The following is a 17,988-nucleotide window of genomic DNA, read 5'->3' as shown; positions in this document are numbered from 1 at the left end:
GGTGGGGTCGGGCCCCGACCGCGGCGCAGTCCCTCGCCGAGGCGGCCGTTCCATTCACACTCGAGTTCCCCGCCATGTTCGCCGGGTTCTCCGTCACCGAGTTGGCCCGAACCGTGCACACGTCCGTCCGCGTCAACGTTTCGGCATCCCCGCGTAATGGGTCAGTCCCCCGTCGACGGGGATAAGCGTGGAGTTGATATAGGTCGACTCGCGTGATGCGAGGAACACCGCGAGGTCGGCGACGTCCTCGGGCCGACCCATTGACCCGGTCGGTGACTGCGCGTGACGGGCGGCGAGCATCTCCTCGACCGAGTCGTAGTGACCCGAGATCGAGCGGTGGATGAGCGGGGTCTCGATGAGGCCCGGGGCGATCGAGTTCGCGCGGATGCCTTCAGAGGCGTACTGCGCGCCGACGACCTTCGTCAGTTCGATGAGCCCGGCCTTCGAGGCCGCATACGCCGGGTAGTCATAGCCCATATACCGCATCCCGCCGACCGAGGACACCGTGATGATCGACCCGTGCCCGGCCGTGCGCATATGCGGCAGGGCATGCTTGATCGCGGAGAACGCCCCGGTGAGGTTGATATCGAGGGCTCGGCGGAAGCCGTCGGTGGCGAGGTCGTCGACTCCTCCGTTGACGACGATTCCGACGTTGTAATGGAGCACGGTCGGCCCGCCGAGGCGGTCGGCGCAGTGCGCGAACGCCGCCGCCAGCGAGTCCTCGTCGCCGACATCGGCGACGACCGTGGTCAGTTGAGCGTCGAGATCAACCTGGGCATCGAAAGCGGCCCCACCGAAGTGGCCCCGCCCGGCCGTGACCGCACCGTTCGAGTCGGCCCGGGCGGCCGCCTCGGCGAGGGCCCGTGTCGCTTCGTCAAGCGCACCTGGGTCACGGTCGACGATGCAGACCTTCGCCCCCTCACGAAGGAATCCGATCGCCGCAGCGAAGCCGTTGTTCACCTCCCCGTCCGGAGTGCCGCAGCCGATGGCCATGATCGTCGTGCCGACTAACCTACCTGCCGGCCCTGACACGGCTGCCGTGTCTGTTGTGCTCATCGTGCGCTGCCTCGTCCCTGTGAGTATTCGGCCTTGAGTTCCTTGCGCGCGAGTTTGCCGTAGGCGGTCACCGGCATCGTCTCGACGACGTGAATCTCCTTGGGCACCTTGTACTTGGCCAAACCGGACCTGCACAGCGCGGTCAGCCGCTCGGCCAAGTCGGCGATGCTGCTTATGTTCGCGGCATCGGCCCGGTCGCCGCCACCGACACCACCATCGGCACCGGCCGGCGCTTTCGCGCGTTCGATAACGGCCACGCCGATCTCGCCCCACTGCGGGTCGGGCACGCCCACGACGACGGCCTGGGCCACCTCGGTGTCGGTGAGGAGGAGCTCCTCGATCTCGCGGGGGTAGACGTTCGATCCGCCGGAGATGTACATATCGGACTTCCGGCCGGTGAGGAAAAGGTATCCGCGGTCGTCGAGGTAGCCGACGTCGCCGGTGTGGAAGAGTCCGCCGGCGAAGGATTCGGCGTTGGCATCGGGGCGACCGAGGTAGCCTGCGCACACCGTCGGTCCGGCCACGCAGACCTCGCCCTGGACACCGGTGGGCAGCTGCGTGCCGGTGTCGTCGACGATGACGATCTCGACTCCGGTGCGGGCGCGGCCGCAGGTGCCGATGCCGGCATCGTCGACAGGGATGACTCCGTGGTCCTCGGGCCGGAGGATCGTGATCGCACCGGTCACCTCGGCGAGGCCGAAGTACTGGACGAGGCAGGGTCCGAGCCGCTCGAGCGCCCGAGCCTGGTCGGTCGCGAGCATCGGGGCACCGGCGTAGATGACGCGCTCGAGCGTGTGGTCCTCGGGTCCGCGGCCGTCGGGAAAGCCGGCGACGATGCGGTTGAGGATGGTCGGGACGGTGAAGGCGTTCGTGATCCCGTAGGCGTCGATGACCGGCCACAGGGACTCCACGCCGGGCTTGCCGCCGGGGTGGATGACCGACGGGGTGCCGCCGAAGACCTGTCCGAGCATGTGGATGCCCGCCCCGTGCGACAGCGGCGCGAGCACGAGCGAGGCTCCCGTCTCGTCCTCATTGGGAAAGAGGTCGCAGCGGTGATTCATGAGCACCGCGCCGAGGTGGCGGTGCGTGAACGTCGCGGCCTTGGGTCGGCCGGTCGACCCGGAGGTGAAGAAGTACCAGCAGGGATCGTCCTCATCGACCGTCGAGTCGACGGCCTCTGCCGGAGCGGCCGCCGCCTGAGCCGTGGGCAGCTCCCCGATCCAGAAGACGGGGCCGGTGAAGCCGGTGTCTTTGAGGGCCGTGACGAAGTCGGCGTAGGCGCGGTCGGCGATGACGGCGGCAGGGGCCACCTCGGCGCTGATGCCGAGCAGCTCCTCGGTCGACAGGGCCGCGTTCGGTGGGGCGATGACCCCGCCGGAGCGCAGGATCCCCCAGAACGACTGGATCACCTCGGCGTGATTGGCCGAGACGAGGAGGACGGTGTCGCGACGATCCACGCCACCGGCTTGGAGGGCTGCGGCGAGCGCCTCGGCGCGGGCGTCGAGTTCGGCCCAGGTCCACCGCTGCCCGTGATCGTCGTCGACGACGGCGAGGCGGTCGGGCAGACGCCGGGCGGTCTGGGTGAGGAAGTGGGAGACGTTGACACCGCGCCTCGGTGTGGGCGCGAAGTCCTTGGCCGGGGAGGTCTGGGAGACGGCGCGCATCAGCGGACGCGCTCGAGGATCGAGGCGAAGTTCGACACGGCGGCACCGCCCATGTTGAAGACTCCGGCGAGTTCCGGGGACTCGATCTGGATGCCGGGTGAGCGACCGGTCAGCTGAGCGGCGGCCAGGGCGTGCATGGATACACCGGTCGCGCCGATGGGGTGGCCCTTGGCCTTGAGTCCGCCGGAGGGGTTGACGGGCAGACGACCGCCGATCTCGGTGGCGCCCTCGTCGAGCAGGGTGTGTCCCTGACCGGGGGCGGCGAGGCCGAAGGCTTCGTATTCGAGGAGTTCGGCGATGGTGAAGCAGTCGTGGGTCTCGAGGAAGTCGAGGTCGTCGATGCCGATGCCGGCGGCCGTGAGCGCCTGGTCCATGGCCGCGCGGGCGCCCGCCATCTCGAGCGGGTCGCGCTGGGACAGCGGCAGGACGTCGTTGGCGTTGCCCATGCCTCTCCACGTCACGGCCTGCGGCGCGGAGGCGGCGACATCCTCGGCGGCCAGGACCAGCGCCGCGGCTCCGTCGGAGACCATCGAGCAGTCGGTGCGGCGCAGGGGTTCGGCGACATACGGGTTCTTCTCGCTCACGGTGTTGCAGAAGTCGAAGCCGAGGTCCTTCTGCATGTGCGCCAGCGGATTCTGCCATCCGTTCGCGTGGTTCTTCGCGGCGATCTTCGCCAGTGTCTCCGAGTGGTCGCCGTAGCGGTCGAAATACTGGCGGGTGATCTCGCCGAAGACTCCGGCGAAGGATTTGAAGTGCTCTTCCTCTTCCCGGAAGCTGGCGCTGAGCAGCACCTCGTTGACGTCGTGGCCGGAGGCTTGAGTCATGCGTTCGGCACCGATGACCAGGGCCGTTGTGTGGCGGCCGGCGGCGATGGAGTCGTGGGCGGCGAAGATCGCGGCAGACCCCGTGGCGCAGGCGTTCTCGTGCCGGTGGGCGGGTGTGCGGGCGAGTTCGGGGAACACGGTGCCCGGCAGGGCGGCTTCGAAGCCTTGGCGGGAGAGTCCGTTGTTGAAGACGCCGACGTGGATGACGTCGATGTCGGCGGGTTCCAGTCCCGCCTCGGCGATGGCATCGCGGGCGACGTCGGCCATCATCTGGGGCAGCGGTGATTCGGACCGGCCGAACTTGCCGTGGGACCAGCCGATGATCGCAGGTGAGGACATGGACACTCCTTCGGGTACCGGGCTCTGCGGAACGAGCACTGTCCTCACATACTTTCCCGGTCCCATCAGCCGGTCAAAGAAAATCCACCATATGGAACATTGGTGTCGGCCTTCTCCACTCCACCACAGACCCAGCCGCCGAAAAACGGGCGGAGCGTCGAGAAACGGGCGCGTACACCCGTTTCTCGACGCTCCGTGCGTTTTTCGATGAACTTCGGCAGCGACGCCGCCCCGGCTCACCCCTTGAGGCGCGTCATCTCCGGGTCGAAGAGCGGCTCGGCGGTGACTGTGGCGGGCAAGCGACGGCCGAGGTACTCGATCTCCACGGCATCCCCGACCGACAGGGTGTTCGGCAGCCAGGCGTAGGCGATCGACTTCCCGATCGTGTAGCCGTACGCCGCCGAGGTGACGTAGCCATCGGCGGCACCTGAGCCGACCGATCCGTCCGACTTCGCCGAGGCGGCCCCGCCATCGGCGGCACCTGAGCGTTCCCCGCCCACCACGTACACCGGTTCTTTGCCGAGCACGACATCAGAGGGCACGTCGAGGGTGAGGCAGGTCAGCTTCGTCGTCGCCTCAGCCGCCCTCGACTCGAGCGCGGCCTTGCCGATGAAATCGTCGGTCTTCGACGCCTTCACGGCGAATCCGAGTCCGGCCTGAACCGGTTCGTGTTCGCTGGTCATATCGGTGCCGAAGGACCGGAAGCCCTTCTCCAGGCGCATCGAGTTGAACGCTTCGCGACCTCCGGCGATGATGCCGAATTCCTCACCGGCTTCCCACAGCACATCCCACAGCCGCGAACCCAGGTCCGCCGAGGTGTAGATCTCCCAGCCGAGTTCGCCGACGTAGGACAGGCGCATCGCCGTGACCGGCACTCCCCCGAGCACCGCGGGCTTCGTCCGGAAGTACTTGAGTCCGGCGTCGCTGAAGTCCTCATCGGTGACCTTGGCGATGACGTCCCGGGCCAGGGGTCCCCACAGCCCGATGCAGCAGGTTCCCGGTGTCGTCTCGCGCACGGTCACCCACTTCGACGGGTCGGCGGCGGACTGATGCTTGGCCGCCCGCGAGATGGCCGCGAGGTCGATGTTCGAGTTCGCTCCCACCTGGTAGGTCTCTTCGTCGAGGATCGCGACCGTGATGTCGCTCGTGATGCCGCCGGCCTCATCGAGCAGCAGCGTATAGCTGACCGCTCCCGGTTTGCGCAGCATCGACGAGGTGGTCATCCCGTGCAGCAGCTCGCCGGCACCGGGGCCGGTGACCTCGAAGCGTTTGAGCTGGGTCATGTCGAACATCGCCACCGAGGTGCGGGTCTTCCACGCTTCGGCTGCCGCGATGGGCGAGTGGAACTGATCCGCCCAGGAGTCGCGTTCCGGTGCCGCCCACTCGGACGGCATCTCCGACAGCAGTGCGGCGTTCGCGTCGAACCAGTGCGGCCGCTCCCAGCCGGAGGTTTCGAGGAAGAACGCACCGAGCTCCTCCTGCTGCCTCCGGAACGGGCTCGACCGCAGGTCACGCGGGGAGACCCGTGGTTGCAGAGGATGGATGATGTCGTAGATCTCGACGAAGTTCTGCTGAGAGGTCTTGCTGACGTAGTCCGGAGTCGTCTGCACGTCATCGAACCGGTTGAGATCGATGCCGGACAGGTCGGTCTTCGACCGTCCTTCGGCGATGAGCTCGGCCACGGCGCGGGCGATACCGGCACCATGGGTCACCCACACCGCCTCGGCGACGAAGAACCCGTCGACCTGACGTGACTGTCCGACCAGCGAACCGCCGTCCGGGGTGAAGGAGAAGATTCCGTTGAACCCGCGCTGGATCTGCGTCTGTGCGAGTTCGGGCAGCAGAGTCTTCGTCGCCTCCCATTCGGGGGCGAAGTCGTCCGGAGTGAACTCGAGGCTCGAGGGCATCCGTTCGCTCGTGATCTCGTCAGGCGAGTAGGTCTGCAGGGTGTCGAGGTCGACGGGCATCGGACGGTGGGCGTAGGAGCCGATGCCGATCCGCTCGCCCCATTCGCGGTAGTACAGGTCCTTGTCCTGGTAGCGCAGGATGGGGCGCTTCGCCCCGGCGGGCAGTTCGTTCGCACCCACCAAAGAGGGCACCTCGGTGGTCCAGGCGAATTGGTGGCCCAACGGCAGCAGAGGAATCGGGGTGCCGACCATCTCACCGATCTTCGGTCCCCAGAACCCGGCGCAGGAGACGACGATATCGGCCGGTATCCGGTCATCGCCGCAGATCACAGCGCTGACCCGCCCGCCTGTCGTCTCGATATCGGTCACGGTGGTCCGGTCGCGGAATTCGACTCCAGCGGCACGGGCACGGTCGATGACAAGCTGAGTTCCCTTCGCCGCCAATGCAAGCCCGTCACCCGGAGTGAGCAGTCCGCCGTGGACCATGTCCCGGTTGAGCATGGGGAAGAGCTTCGCGCATTCGTCGGCGTCGATGACGTCGGCGTCGACCCCATAGGACCGGTTCCATCCGGCCCTGCGGTGCAGATCCTGCAGCCGATCCTCGGTGGTGGCGATCTCGAGTCCGCCGACGGGCAGGAACGAGCCGCGGCCGTCGGCGTCCTTGAGCGAGGTGAGCTTCTCGATCGTGTACTGCGCGAACTCGGTCATCGACTTCGACCCGTTCGAGGAGAAGACGAGTCCCGGGGCGTGGGAGGTCGAGCCGCCCGGGATGGTCAGCGGGCCCTGTTCGATGACGAGGGTGTTGGTCCAGCCCAGCTGCGCGAGTTCGTCGGCGAGGTTGGCGCCGACGATGCCGGCTCCGATGATGACGACTCGTGGTGATGTCTTCGGCACTGAGTACTCCTTAGTGGTGAAAGTGGTGGAGGCTGATGTCGCAGCCGATGTCCGACAGGTGCCCGTGATTCAGGCGTCGATGACGAGGTCGGTCTTCGCCGTCGAGCAGCACGGCAGGAATTTGCCCGCGTCGATCTCCCTGGCGCGGATTCCGCCCAGATGATTCATCTCGACGTCCCCGTCGAGCTTGACGATCTTGCAGGATCCGCACATGCCCTCCTGACAGTTCGCGGGGATCTTCACCCCCGCCTTCCGCGCGGCCAGCAGGACCGTTTCGTCCTCCCCGACGCAGACATTGAGGCCGGTGCGCACGAACGACATCGTGTGCTCACCCTCACCCACAGTAGGCAGTGCGGCGGGGTCGACGACCTCCGTTTCGTCATCGTCGGACGATCCCGTCGCCGAGGCGGCCGTCCGGCTCCCCGCCGAACCCGCAGACCCAGCGTTCGACGCGGACCCGGAACCCGCCTCGGCGAGGTTCTCGTCGGTGACCCCGACGACCTCGATCTCGACCTCGTCCTCGACGGGCACGACCGCCTCGGCGTCGACCGCTTCGGTCGGTGCGCCGACGGCCTCGACGGGACCATCGGCGTCGTACTCGGGTTCGTACAGATCCAGCGCGGCGGGCTGAGACTCGAAGTACTCCTCGGTCGTCGCCGCGATCTCCTCGGCGATCTCACCGGCGATGGCGACTTCCTCGGCGTATTCGGCACGGATCTCGCGGTCGCCGGAGAAGAACTCCATGAACACCGAGGTGTCGTCGACGCCGACGCTGCGCAGCAGCTCGGTCGCGGAATTGAGGTAGCCCTCCGGACCGCAGGCGAAGACCTGCCGGCCGTTGGCATCGGGGACGAGTTCCTCGAGCAGCTCCTGCGACAGACGACCCGTCCGCCCCGTCCACTCCTCACCGCACTCGCGATCGCCGAGGCAGTAGATGACCTTGATCCTGAAGTCTGCCTTGGCGAGGAAGTCGAGCTCCTCGGAGAAAGCGAAGGAGTCGGGGGCCGAACCGTGGTAGAGGAGGACGACGTCGGCCTGCCCGGGCAGGGCATGGACGGTCCGGATCATCGACATCAGCGGGGTGATCCCGGCCCCGGCTGCGAGCAGCAGGAACCGTGCCCTCCGGTCGTAATCTGCGAGGTGGAACGCACCGACCGGGCCGAGCATGTCGAGGACAGTGCCGGGGCGGAGGTGGTCATGCGCCCATGGCGACACCTTGCCATTGGGGTCGCGTTTGATCGTGATCGAGAACGTCCACGGCTCGGTCGGGGCCGAGGAGATCGAATAGCTGCGCGACACCGGCTCGGCATCGGGTCCGTCGATGGGGAAGTCGATGTTGATGTACTGCCCGGAGCGGAACGCCAGGGGCGCACCGTCCATGCGACGGAAGACGAAGACCATCATGCCACCCGCCTCGGGGATGGTCTCCACACATTCGGCGGTGAACTCCTGCGGGTGCCAGGGGCCCAGCGCGGTGGCGGCCCCGGCCGGGCCCGCGGTACTCGACAGCACCCGGTTCCACGGCATCTCCAGGCCCCGAACCCGCTGGGCGAGCGGTGTCGCCGGCGCAGCGGAGGACCTCATCCGATGTGCTCCCGCATCCGAGTCACGTACCAGTTGATGAAGGCCTCGACCTGGTACTCGCTCTTCATGTACGGGCCCTGCTCGTAGAACGGGCTCGCCGCTCCCTGCTGGCAGAGTTCGACGAAGGCCTTGTCCTGCAGGTTCGTCTGCTTCCACGTGTACGTGAGGGTTTCAAGGTCATAGTCGACGCCTTCGACGGCGTCATCGGCAACGAGCCAGGTGGTGCGCACCAGCGTCTGGTGTGCGTTGATGGGGTACGCGCCGAACGTGATGACATGATCGCCGAGGAGGTGGAACCAGGAGTTCGGCTGCAGATGCATCGAGCAGCGACCGAGGCGGAAGTCCGGCAGGTCGCCGAGCAGCTTCTTCGACAGCCGGCGCCCGTCTGCCGAGAAGGACTCTCCCGCCCCATCGAGCGATTCGCGGGAGATGCGGATGCCGCCGACGCGGGTGTCGAGCTCTTCGACGACCTCGTAGGGCAGGCCGTAGCGGCGGCAGCGGTACTCGAGGGAGGCCTGGGCCTGCTGATTGCGATCCCAGACGTCTTCGAGGTGCGGCGGGATCGTCTCGTCGGTCAGGCCCCACGTGGGGAACAGCGAGCACGCGAGCTCGGGGTGGCCGTCGCAGTGATAGCACTCGCGGTTGTTCTCCATCACGAGCTTCCAGTTGCCCTCTTCGACGATGTTCTGCTGAAAGGCGACCTTCGTCTTCTCCAGCTCGTGCGGGGCGATATAGGGTTCGAAGATCTTCGCGGTCTCGTGGAAGTCCGTCGGCGGCTCTTCGGCCAGGCAGATGAACACGAGTCCGGCGGCGATCTTCCCGTGCGCGCGTTTGAGCGCGTAGCAGGACTTGTCGAAGGTCATCTCCCCCGGCGCCGAGGCGTGGATGAGGTCGCCCTCGGGAGAGTACGTCCACGAGTGGTAGCCGCAGACGAGGTTGCCCGTCGTTCCCTGCGGATCGGTGAGGACTCGTGCCCCGCGGTGCCGGCAGACGTTGTGGAGGACGTTGACGCCGCCATCGTCGCCTCGCAGGACGATGAGGGAGTACGGACCGTAGTCGAGCGTGACATAGTCACCCGGCTCGGGGATCTCGGCGACGCTGCACGCGAAGACCCAGTGCTGACCGAAGATGGCCTGCATGTCGAGGTTGAACAGATTCGGATCCGTGTAGAACGGCGCCTCGAGCGAGAAGCCTGTCCGACGGGTGTCGAGTCGGATGCGGGTCTCGTCGAGCTTCTCCTCGGTGAAGCCGGCAGGGAAGCCCTTCTTCGTCGGTGCCAGGTTGGTAGCGGTCAATTCTCATCTCCCTTGATGTCTGCCTGCAGCGGCCCACCGGTGGAACGGGCGAATTCCTCGGCGGAGACCGCGGAAACCGTGTGCTGCCGGAACGATCTCGACAGTCACACTAGCGAGGAACACCCTGCAGAAAAAGCGCGAGATTTCGTTACATATTCTGCGGATTCACTGCATAATTGTGCGCATGATCGATCCGCGCCTGACGACGCTGCGCACCTTCGCCGCCTGCGGCACCGTCGCCGCCACCGCCGAGCTCACCGGCTACTCCGCATCGGCGGTCTCCGGCCAGCTCAGAGAGCTGCAGCAGGCCCTGGGAATGACGCTGCTCGTCAAGGACGGACGCGGCCTGCGATTGACGTCGACCGGCCGCTATCTCGTCCGCCGCTCCGACGAGCTGACCGCCGCGTGGGAGGACATCCGCGCCGGTGCGCTCGGAGCCGGCGACCAGGCACCGACGCATTTCGGCATCGGCGGCTTCTCCACCGCCTCGTCGAATCTGCTGGCGCCGCTGGCCGCCAAGCTGCGCACGACTCGTCCCGGGATCAGCGTCCACGTCATCGAAGCCAGCCCAGCTCGCTGCTTCGAACTTCTCATCGCCGAGCGCATCGACCTCGCCGTCATCGTCTCGATGCAGGGCAATGTCCAGGTCGAGGAGGACGACCGGTTCGAGAGCATCGACCTCCTCGACGATCCCCTCGACGTCATGGTGCCCTCCGATCACCCGGTTGCAGGTCGGGAGTCAGTGACGCTGAGCGAACTCGCGGGAGAGGAGTGGATCACAGCAGGCCCGGGATCGCCCTATCACTCGCTTTTCATCGCTGCTTTCACAGCGGCGGGAGTGACACCATCGGTGGCACACGAGTCGGCCGAGTGGGAGACCTCGGCAGCCCTGGTCGGGGCAGGCATCGGAGTCAGCCTGCTGCCGCGACTGGCGAGTCTCGCCGGCGAAGACAACGTCAGCCGGGTTCGCCTGACAGGCTCCGGCCGACTGAGCCGAAAGATCATCGCCGCCATGCGGGCAGGCAGTCGCAGATCTCCGCTGATCAGGGATTCCCTTCAACATCTGCGCACGACCTCCCAGTACATTCTCTCGACGCGCCTGCGCGAAGACTCCTGAGCCTGCAGATGTTCCCTGCAGGGGGCTTGACAGAGCTCTCTCACGACGGCGAGACTGCATCTAAGTCTGATGTCAGACTGATATGTCAGAGCTGTCGACGCACTCCCGTTCGTCGCACTCGCATATCGAATTCCCACGCTTTCGCACCCATGGAGGCTCAACGATGAGCAATAAGGCAATCAGCTATGCAGGTCCCGGGAAGGTCGAGGTCATCGACACCGAGTACCCGGACTTCGTCCTCAAGGACGGGCCTGGAGTCAATCCCGCCAATATCGGTCGCAAGGTCGATCACGGTGTCATCCTCAAGACGGTGGCGACGAACATCTGCGGCTCCGACCAGCACATGGTCCGGGGCCGTACGACTGCCCCGGAGGGGCTGGTACTCGGTCACGAAATCACCGGTGAGGTCGTCGAGGTCGGGCGGGACGTCGAGTTCGTCAAGGTCGGCGATCTCGTGTCGGTGCCGTTCAACATCTCGTGCGGTCGCTGCCGCAACTGCAAGGAAGGCAAGACCGGAATCTGCCTCAACGTCAATCCGGACCGCCCGGGTTCGGCGTACGGCTATGTCGACATGGGCGGATGGGTCGGCGGACAGGCCGAGTACGTGCTCGTGCCCTATGCCGATTGGAACGTCCTGAAGTTCCCGGACAAAGACCAGGCGATGGAGAAGATCCTCGACCTCACGATGCTCTCCGACATCTTCCCCACCGGCTTCCACGGTGCTGTCAGCGCCGGTGTCGGTGTGGGTTCGACGGTCTACGTCGCCGGTGCGGGTCCCGTCGGAATCGCCGCGGCCACCTCGGCGCTGCTGCTCGGTGCCGCCTGTGTCATCGTCGGCGATCTCAACGAAGATCGTCTGGCACAGGCCCGCGGATTCGGCTGCGAGACGGTCGACGTGTCGAAGGGCGACCCGAAGGATCAGATCGCGCAGATCCTCGGCGAACCCGAGGTCGACTGCGGCATCGACGCCGTCGGCTTCGAAGCGCGCGGACACGGCAAGGACGCCGGTCACGAAGCACCGGCGACGGTGCTCAACTCGCTCATGGACATCACCCGAGCCGGCGGCAGCCTCGGCATCCCCGGTCTCTACGTCACTGGCGATCCGGGCGCGCCCGATGAGGCGGCGAAGGAAGGATCGCTGTCGATGCGCTTCGGGCTCGGCTTCGCGAAGTCGCATGTGTTCGTCACCGGCCAGTGCCCGGTGATGAAGTACAACCGGGGGCTGATGCAGGCGATCCTCCACGACAAGGTCTCGATCGCGAAGAACGTCAATGCGACCCCGATCCGCCTCGAGGATGCCCCGCAGGGCTACGCCGACTTCGACTCCGGTGTGGCGAAGAAGTTCGTCCTCGACCCCCACGGCCTCATCTCCGCCTGAGGCTCGTTCCACGGGCTGTTCTGCGAACAGTGGTCGCAATCGGATAGTGCGAGCCGAAATTCAGGTCGTAACCGGATACTCAGGAGGCCCTGAAAGTATCCGGTTACGACCTATTCTTGCGACCACAGCCGGCCATCAGCCCCGCTCCTCATCTTCCAGCCGCGCAAACGCCAGGTGGGCGAGCGCCGCAGCCTGATCGCCGAGCAGACCGTCGTCGAAGACCACCCTGGGCGAATGGTTCGTCTCGGCGTCCGGGTCGATGCCTTCGGGCGTCGCGCCGAGGAAGACGAATGTGCCCGGCACCTTCTGGAGCACAAAGGAGAAGTCCTCCGACCCCATCCGCGGATGCTCCATCTCGACGACCCGCTCGGTCCCGAACACCGAGCCCAGCCGCTCAAGAACGACTGCCGACTCGGCAGGGTCATTCACAGTCACAGGGAATCCCACCTGGAAGTCCACCTCGGCGGTGCACCGGTGCGCCCGGGCGATGTTCTCACCGATCTCCGTCACCCGCTCCTGCAGCAGTGCCAGAGACTCGGCGGAGAGGAAGCGGATGGACGCGGTGAGCTTCGCCGAGTCCGGGATGACGTTGCTGGCCTGCGCGGCTTCGAGCTGGGTGACCGAGACGACGACGGGGTCGAAGATGTCGAATGACCTGCCGGTCATCGTATTCAGGGCCAGCACCACCTCGGCGAGCGCCGGCACGGGGTCGCGGGTCGCCTGCGGTTGGCTGCTGTGTCCGCCGGCCCCGTGGATGGTCAGGGTGAGATCGGCGAACCCGGCCATGAGCGGTCCGCCCTTCGTCGTGAAGCGACCTCGAACGTCGGCTTCGACGTGGATGCCGTAGGCCGCGACAACCGGGACTCCGGCGGCCTCGAGCACGCCTTCGGCGATCATCGGCTCGGCCCCGCCCTCGACCTCCTCAGCCGGCTGGAACATGAAGATGATCGATCCGGGGATCTCCTCGCGGTGAGCGGCGAGCAGGCGGGCGGCGCCGACGAGGCCGGCCGTGTGCAGATCGTGACCGCACGCATGCATGTTCCCGTTTGTCGATGCGAAGTCGAGGCCGGTGCCCTCGACGACCGGTAGCGCGTCCATGTCTCCACGCAGCAGGACTGCGGGCCCGGGCTTCCCGCCCTTGAGGACGGCCACCACCGAGGTGAGCGACCGGCCCGTGGTGATCTCGAGCCCCAGTCCGGCGAGCTCATCGAGCACCGTGCGCTGCGTGAAGGGGAGGTCGAACCCGAGTTCGGGATTCGCGTGCAGCTTCCGTCGCAGGGAAATGAGATCGCCGAGGTGGCCCTGAGCTTCGGTGCGGAAATCTGGGGTGGTCATGGGGCTCCTCATCGTATGGGTGGCGTGCTGTGCGGGTCGGCTGCTGAGACCAATCTATGCCTGCACCCGTCTGCGTGCACCCCGACGCACCCTTGTTGCCGGTCCGCGCAGGCAAGTAATGTTGACTACCCACGTCACTCAACGAGGAGACCGAGCGTGCGCATCATCATCACTCAGAACATCACCCTCGACGGTCGTGTCGAGATGCTCGACGACTGGTTCGACCCACAAGCCCAGGACGAGGAGCTCACGGCCGAACTCATGCGGCAGTCCTCGAACGAGGACGTGCTGCTGCTCGGTCGGCAGACCTTCGAGGACTTCCGCGACTATTGGCCTCACGCCACCGACGACACCACCGGGGTCGCCGACCACCTCAATCAGGTCGACAAACGCGTCGTGTCCTCGACGCTGACCGAACCGGGATGGCAAAACACGCAGATCATCAGCTCCGATCCGCTGCGCGCGGTCGCTGACCTGCGGGAAGCACCGGGACGGGATGTCATCGTCACCGGCAGCATCACCCTGGCTCACGAACTCATCGCGGAGGGTCTCGTCGATGAGTATCGGATGTTCACCTACCCGGTGTGGCAGGGTCGCGGACGCGGCTACTTCCACGATGGAGCACACTCGGCCAGACCGCCGCGCCTCAAACTCATCGACTCGAAGGCCTTCCCGAGCGGCATCACCTACTCGGCCTACGAGCCGAGCGCCTGAAGCACCATACGGCAGGACCAAGCGCCAGAGCCCGCGGACGGCACTTGCCCCTGTCTTCAGTCCGCGTGAGTGCGTTCGAAGTCCTTGCCCCACTCGTTCATCGCCTCGACGATCGGCTGAAGACTGCGTCCGAGATCGGTCAGTGAGTACTCGACACGCGGCGGCACTTCCGGATAGACAGTGCGCAGAACCAAGCCGTCCTCCTCGAGCTCGCGCAGCTGCCTGGTGAGAGTCTTCGTGTTCACCAACGGCACCAGTCGCCCGAGTTCGTTGAACCGGCGAGTTCCGTCGAGCAGATGCTTGATGACAGTGAGCTTCCAGGTGCCACCGACCGCCGAGACCGCAACCTCGACCGGGCACACCTCCATCGCGCGACGGACCGGCAACCGCATATGCACCTCCATGGGGACAGAAATGTCCGTACTAGACGCTTGTACTCTAAGAGTCCACGATGGAGACATGCAATACGACGACACCCCTCCGACTGTCCTCTGGCTGAGCGCCCACCCCGAACCACGCTCGCTCAACGGAAGCTTGCGCACGATCGGAATCGAGCATCTGCGCACACTCGGCCACACCGTCTTCGAATCCGATCTCTATGCCATGGAATGGGACCCGGTGGTGCGTCCGCGCGATGCAGCCAACCACCCATCGCATCGGTTCCGCATCAGTGCCGACACGCGCACAGCTCACCTCACCGGCGCCCAACCTGACGCGATCGTCCACGAACAGGAGAAGCTGCGACGGGCAGATGCGCTCGTCATTCAGTTCCCGTTGTGGTGGTACGGGATGCCGGCGATCCTCAAAGGCTGGTTCGACCGAGTCTTCGTCAGCGGGTTCGCATTCGGCACCGACGAGACTACCGGAAGACGGCTCCGCTTCGAACAGGGCCCTTTCACCGGCAAACGCGCATTCGTCATCACCACCCTCGGAGATCGCCCGCACGCCATCGGCCCCCGCGGGAAGTCCGGCGAGCTCAAGGAACTCCTCTTCGGCCTCCTGCACGGGACCTTCGCCTACACCGGCATGAGCGTCCTCGAACCGTTCGCCATTCCCAGCGCCGACCATATCGACGACCTGACGCCGATCCGTACCCGACTCACAGACCGCCTCGGCAAGCTCTTCACTGCCCCGACAATCCCCTACCGGCCGCAGTTCACCGGCGAGTACACCACCGACTGGGAACTCGCACCCCACCTGCGCCCCGGAGAGCACGGACTGCGGATCCACACCGCCTGCTGACCGAGCGCGCAATACCGATCCGTTGTCCGTCGCACTATCGAAAGGCCCACCGACCCCATGAGCACAAGTGCCGTCGTACCCTTCGACCTCCACCTCCCGCAGTCCGAAATCGATGACCTCAACCGCAGACTCGCCACTGCCCGCCTGCCCGAAGCAGAGACCGTCGCGAGCCAGATACCGGCACCGGGACCTGGCCGGTGGTCCCAGGGTGTCCCGCTCACCGACCTCGTCGACCTCGTGGACTACTGGCGAACCGACTATTCGTGGCGAAACTTCGAGGCTCGGCTCAACGAGATCGGCCAGTTCCGCACCGTCATCGACGGACTCGGAATCCACTTCCTCCACCGCCCGTCTTCGCGAACCGACGCAACCCCGTTGGTCCTCACCCATGGGTGGCCCGGCAGCATCGCCGAGTATGTCGATGTCATCGACGAACTGGCCGAACCGACCGGTCCCGAGGCACCGGCGTTCCACTGCGTCGTTCCCTCACTGCCGGGTTTCGGCTTCAGCGACAAGCCGGGCAGCACCGGCTGGTCGACGGAGAAGATCGCCGAAACCTGGGTGACGCTCATGAGCAGGCTCGGTTACGACCGCTTCGCAGCCTTCGGCGGTGACTGGGGAGGGGTGATCACCACGATCCTCGGCGGACGCTTCCCCGACCACCTCATCGGAATCCACACCACCTACGCCCCCGGCGTCCCCGGCGCATCACTCGACGAGCTGACAGCAGGCGAGCGCGCATGGGCCGAAGACGCAGAAGACTTCTGGGCCAATCGGGCCGCGTATGCCCATCAGCAGGCCACCCGCCCACAGACCATCGGCTACGCCCTCGTCGACTCCCCCGTCGGCCAGCTGGCGTGGATCCTCGACAAGTTCGCCGAATGGACGGACACCCGAGACAGCCCGTTCGAGACGATCTCACGGGACCGACTGCTCGACAATGTCTCTCTGTACTGGCTGATGCGCACCGGTGCTTCCTCGGCGCGCATCTACGCCGAAAGCCACGACTCCCTCGACCCCGATCTGCGCGTCGACGTTCCCACGGCGGTCACGATGTACCCCTGCGATATCGAACGGTATCCGCGCGCATTGTCACAGCAGCGCTACCGGCGCATCGTCCGTTGGCAGGCAGCCCCGAAAGGCGGACACTTCCCGTCCCTCGAAGCACCGTACGAATTCCTCGCTGACCTCAGGGCCGGACTGACGGCAGTCCTCACGCCGTGCCGAACATGACCTTCCGGCCATCGGGGTCCTCGACCGTGACGACGACGTCGTCGACCGCCACCAGCGGAGTGCCCGCGTTCTTGATCCGCTCGAGGAACTCCGCCTGATCCGGAATCCGGAAGTACAGGTGCGTGAGATTCGACTCGGCCACTGGCGGGAACGCATAGTCGGCAAAGGCCTCCGCCGAATGCAGAGCCACCTGCACTCCCCCGGCCTCGACGACGAAGTACGCGTACTCCTCATCGCCCTCGGTCGTCAGCGGCAGCCCCGCGATCTCCCGATAGAAGGCGGCGGTCGCCTCGGCGTCGGTGCAGGTGAGGAACACCCCGCGAAACGTCGATTCCATGGCCGACTCCCTTCGCTGCGGATCGCACGGACCATGCTCCGTGCAATTGCGGTAGCCGCAGTGTACCCGAATCCACCTACCGCAATACCCCTTGCCAAGTGACGCACATACTCCACACATTCGTCGGGGAGTCGGTCCTGTTAGCCTGACAGGCTGAAACCGATGAGCAGGAGTGAATGTGCGAACGAACCGGTGGCTGCTGGGCCTGGCCATGTCCGTCTCCGTGGTGGCGCTGGCCGCCTGCGGAAGTCAGGGCGACGAAGCAAAGCCGAAGGAGTCCTCGGCCGCAGCCGAAGCGTCCCCCGGCGCCGACTCCGCCCAAGACCAACAGGGCCAGCAGGGCAAGCCGAACACCAAGGACATCCCCGAGGTGGTCGCCGAGGTCAACGGCAAGAAGATCAAGAAGAGCGAGTTCGTTCCCCTCTTCGAAACCCAGTACCAGCAGATGCAGATGCAGGCTCAGCAGTCCGGCCAGCCGGTCGATGAGAAGGGACTGAAGAAGCAGACCGCTGAGAACCTCGTGAGCACCGAAGTCCTCGTCCAGGAAGCCGACAAGCGCAAGATCGACGTCACGGACAAGGACATCGACAAGGGGCTCAAGGAATCCGCGAAGTCGGGGCAGATGAGCGAGAAGGACTTCCTCAAGGCCATGAAGGACCAGGGCATGGATGAGAAGAAGGTTCGCTCGGAGCTGAAGAACCAGCTGAAGATCGAAGGCCTCGTCGAAGACGAGTACGGTGAGTTCAAGGTCAGCGGCGAAGAGATCGGGCAGGCCTACGAACAGGCGAAGACTCAGCAGGAGCAGATGGCTCAGCAGGGCGGCCAGGGCCAGCAGGAGATGCCGCCGATCGAGGACATGCGTCCCCAGCTCAAGGAGCAGGTGAAGAGCCAGAAGTCTCAGGAGGCAACTCAGAAGTTCGCGAAGAAGCTGCGCAAGCAGGCCGACGTCACGATCCACCTCTGAGACCCGAGAGCCACGGATTTCGTGCCAGTTGGCAAGAAACTGCCGTCTTTTCCCAAGAAAATGCTGAGCATTCCTCGCATTTTGTTTGTATGGAACTTACCCTGA

Annotated in this window: 15 protein-coding genes; 6 read left to right on the top strand and 9 right to left on the bottom strand. The window is 65.7% G+C overall.

What is annotated here, in order from left to right:
* Positions 1-132: 132 nt before the first annotated feature.
* From AD89_RS0104585 to AD89_RS0104560, 6 genes are all read right to left on the bottom strand, one after another.
* Positions 133-1,056: an SDR family NAD(P)-dependent oxidoreductase gene (locus AD89_RS0104585; protein WP_081770334.1), complete on the bottom strand. Its 924-nt coding sequence runs from the start codon at positions 1,054-1,056 to the stop codon at positions 133-135.
* Positions 1,053-2,720: an AMP-binding protein gene (locus AD89_RS0104580; RefSeq protein WP_025777433.1), complete on the bottom strand. Its 1,668-nt coding sequence runs from the start codon at positions 2,718-2,720 to the stop codon at positions 1,053-1,055. Before AD89_RS0104580 ends, AD89_RS0104585 begins: the two co-directional genes overlap by 4 nt.
* The gene (locus AD89_RS0104575) at positions 2,720-3,883 is read right to left on the bottom strand and encodes a thiolase domain-containing protein (RefSeq protein WP_025777432.1); all 1,164 of its coding nucleotides are present in this window, start codon (positions 3,881-3,883) and stop codon (positions 2,720-2,722) included. Before AD89_RS0104575 ends, AD89_RS0104580 begins: the two co-directional genes overlap by 1 nt.
* Positions 3,884-4,119: 236 nt before the next feature.
* A complete protein-coding gene (locus tag AD89_RS0104570; protein ID WP_025777431.1) occupies positions 4,120-6,684 on the bottom strand; it encodes a GcvT family protein in 2,565 nt (854 codons plus the stop codon).
* 69 nt (positions 6,685-6,753) lie between these two features.
* Positions 6,754-8,268: an iron-sulfur cluster-binding domain-containing protein gene (locus AD89_RS0104565; protein WP_025777430.1), complete on the bottom strand. Its 1,515-nt coding sequence runs from the start codon at positions 8,266-8,268 to the stop codon at positions 6,754-6,756.
* Positions 8,265-9,485: an aromatic ring-hydroxylating oxygenase subunit alpha gene (locus AD89_RS0104560; protein ID WP_231488435.1), complete on the bottom strand. Its 1,221-nt coding sequence runs from the start codon at positions 9,483-9,485 to the stop codon at positions 8,265-8,267. Before AD89_RS0104560 ends, AD89_RS0104565 begins: the two co-directional genes overlap by 4 nt.
* 262 nt (positions 9,486-9,747) lie before the next feature.
* Between AD89_RS0104560 and AD89_RS0104555 the strand changes: the two genes are divergently transcribed.
* Both AD89_RS0104555 and fdhA read left to right on the top strand, forming a co-directional pair.
* Positions 9,748-10,680, top strand: coding sequence for a LysR family transcriptional regulator (locus AD89_RS0104555; protein ID WP_025777428.1), 933 nt, complete (start codon positions 9,748-9,750; stop codon positions 10,678-10,680).
* 163 nt (positions 10,681-10,843) lie between these two features.
* The gene (fdhA, locus tag AD89_RS0104550; RefSeq protein ID WP_025777427.1) at positions 10,844-12,058 is read left to right on the top strand and encodes a formaldehyde dehydrogenase, glutathione-independent; all 1,215 of its coding nucleotides are present in this window, start codon (positions 10,844-10,846) and stop codon (positions 12,056-12,058) included.
* Between the two features lie 135 nt (positions 12,059-12,193).
* On the opposite strand, the gene AD89_RS0104545 is transcribed toward fdhA, so the two are convergent.
* Entirely contained in the window at positions 12,194-13,393 is a 1,200-nt protein-coding gene (locus AD89_RS0104545; RefSeq protein ID WP_025777426.1) for a M20 metallopeptidase family protein, read from the bottom strand.
* 156 nt (positions 13,394-13,549) lie between these two features.
* Between AD89_RS0104545 and AD89_RS0104540 the strand changes: the two genes are divergently transcribed.
* Complete coding sequence (locus AD89_RS0104540; protein ID WP_025777425.1) at positions 13,550-14,107, top strand: dihydrofolate reductase family protein; 558 nt, start codon at positions 13,550-13,552, stop codon at positions 14,105-14,107.
* 56 nt (positions 14,108-14,163) lie between these two features.
* Here AD89_RS0104540 and AD89_RS0104535 read toward each other — a convergent pair whose 3' ends face one another.
* A complete protein-coding gene (locus AD89_RS0104535) occupies positions 14,164-14,499 on the bottom strand; it encodes a winged helix-turn-helix transcriptional regulator (protein ID WP_025777424.1) in 336 nt (111 codons plus the stop codon).
* 67 nt (positions 14,500-14,566) lie between these two features.
* Between AD89_RS0104535 and AD89_RS0104530 the strand changes: the two genes are divergently transcribed.
* Complete coding sequence (locus AD89_RS0104530; protein ID WP_025777423.1) at positions 14,567-15,349, top strand: NAD(P)H-dependent oxidoreductase; 783 nt, start codon at positions 14,567-14,569, stop codon at positions 15,347-15,349.
* A 57-nt stretch (positions 15,350-15,406) separates the two neighbouring features.
* Complete coding sequence (locus AD89_RS0104525) at positions 15,407-16,582, top strand: epoxide hydrolase family protein (RefSeq protein WP_025777422.1); 1,176 nt, start codon at positions 15,407-15,409, stop codon at positions 16,580-16,582.
* Here AD89_RS0104525 and AD89_RS0104520 read toward each other — a convergent pair.
* On the bottom strand, positions 16,563-16,919 hold the full coding sequence (locus tag AD89_RS0104520) for a VOC family protein (protein WP_025777421.1): 357 nt from the start codon (positions 16,917-16,919) through the stop codon (positions 16,563-16,565). The two genes, AD89_RS0104525 and AD89_RS0104520, sit on opposite strands and share 20 nt — an antisense overlap.
* Before the next feature lie 178 nt (positions 16,920-17,097).
* On the opposite strand from AD89_RS0104520, the gene AD89_RS0104515 reads away from it, so the two are divergent.
* Positions 17,098-17,883, top strand: coding sequence for a SurA N-terminal domain-containing protein (locus AD89_RS0104515; protein ID WP_025777420.1), 786 nt, complete (start codon positions 17,098-17,100; stop codon positions 17,881-17,883).
* The last annotated feature ends 105 nt before the right edge of the window (positions 17,884-17,988 follow it).

Source organism: Brevibacterium sp. VCM10, from assembly GCF_000583215.1.
GTDB classification, from domain to species: Bacteria; Actinomycetota; Actinomycetes; order Actinomycetales; family Brevibacteriaceae; genus Brevibacterium; species Brevibacterium linens.
This window is presented reverse-complemented; position numbering and strand designations above follow the sequence as displayed.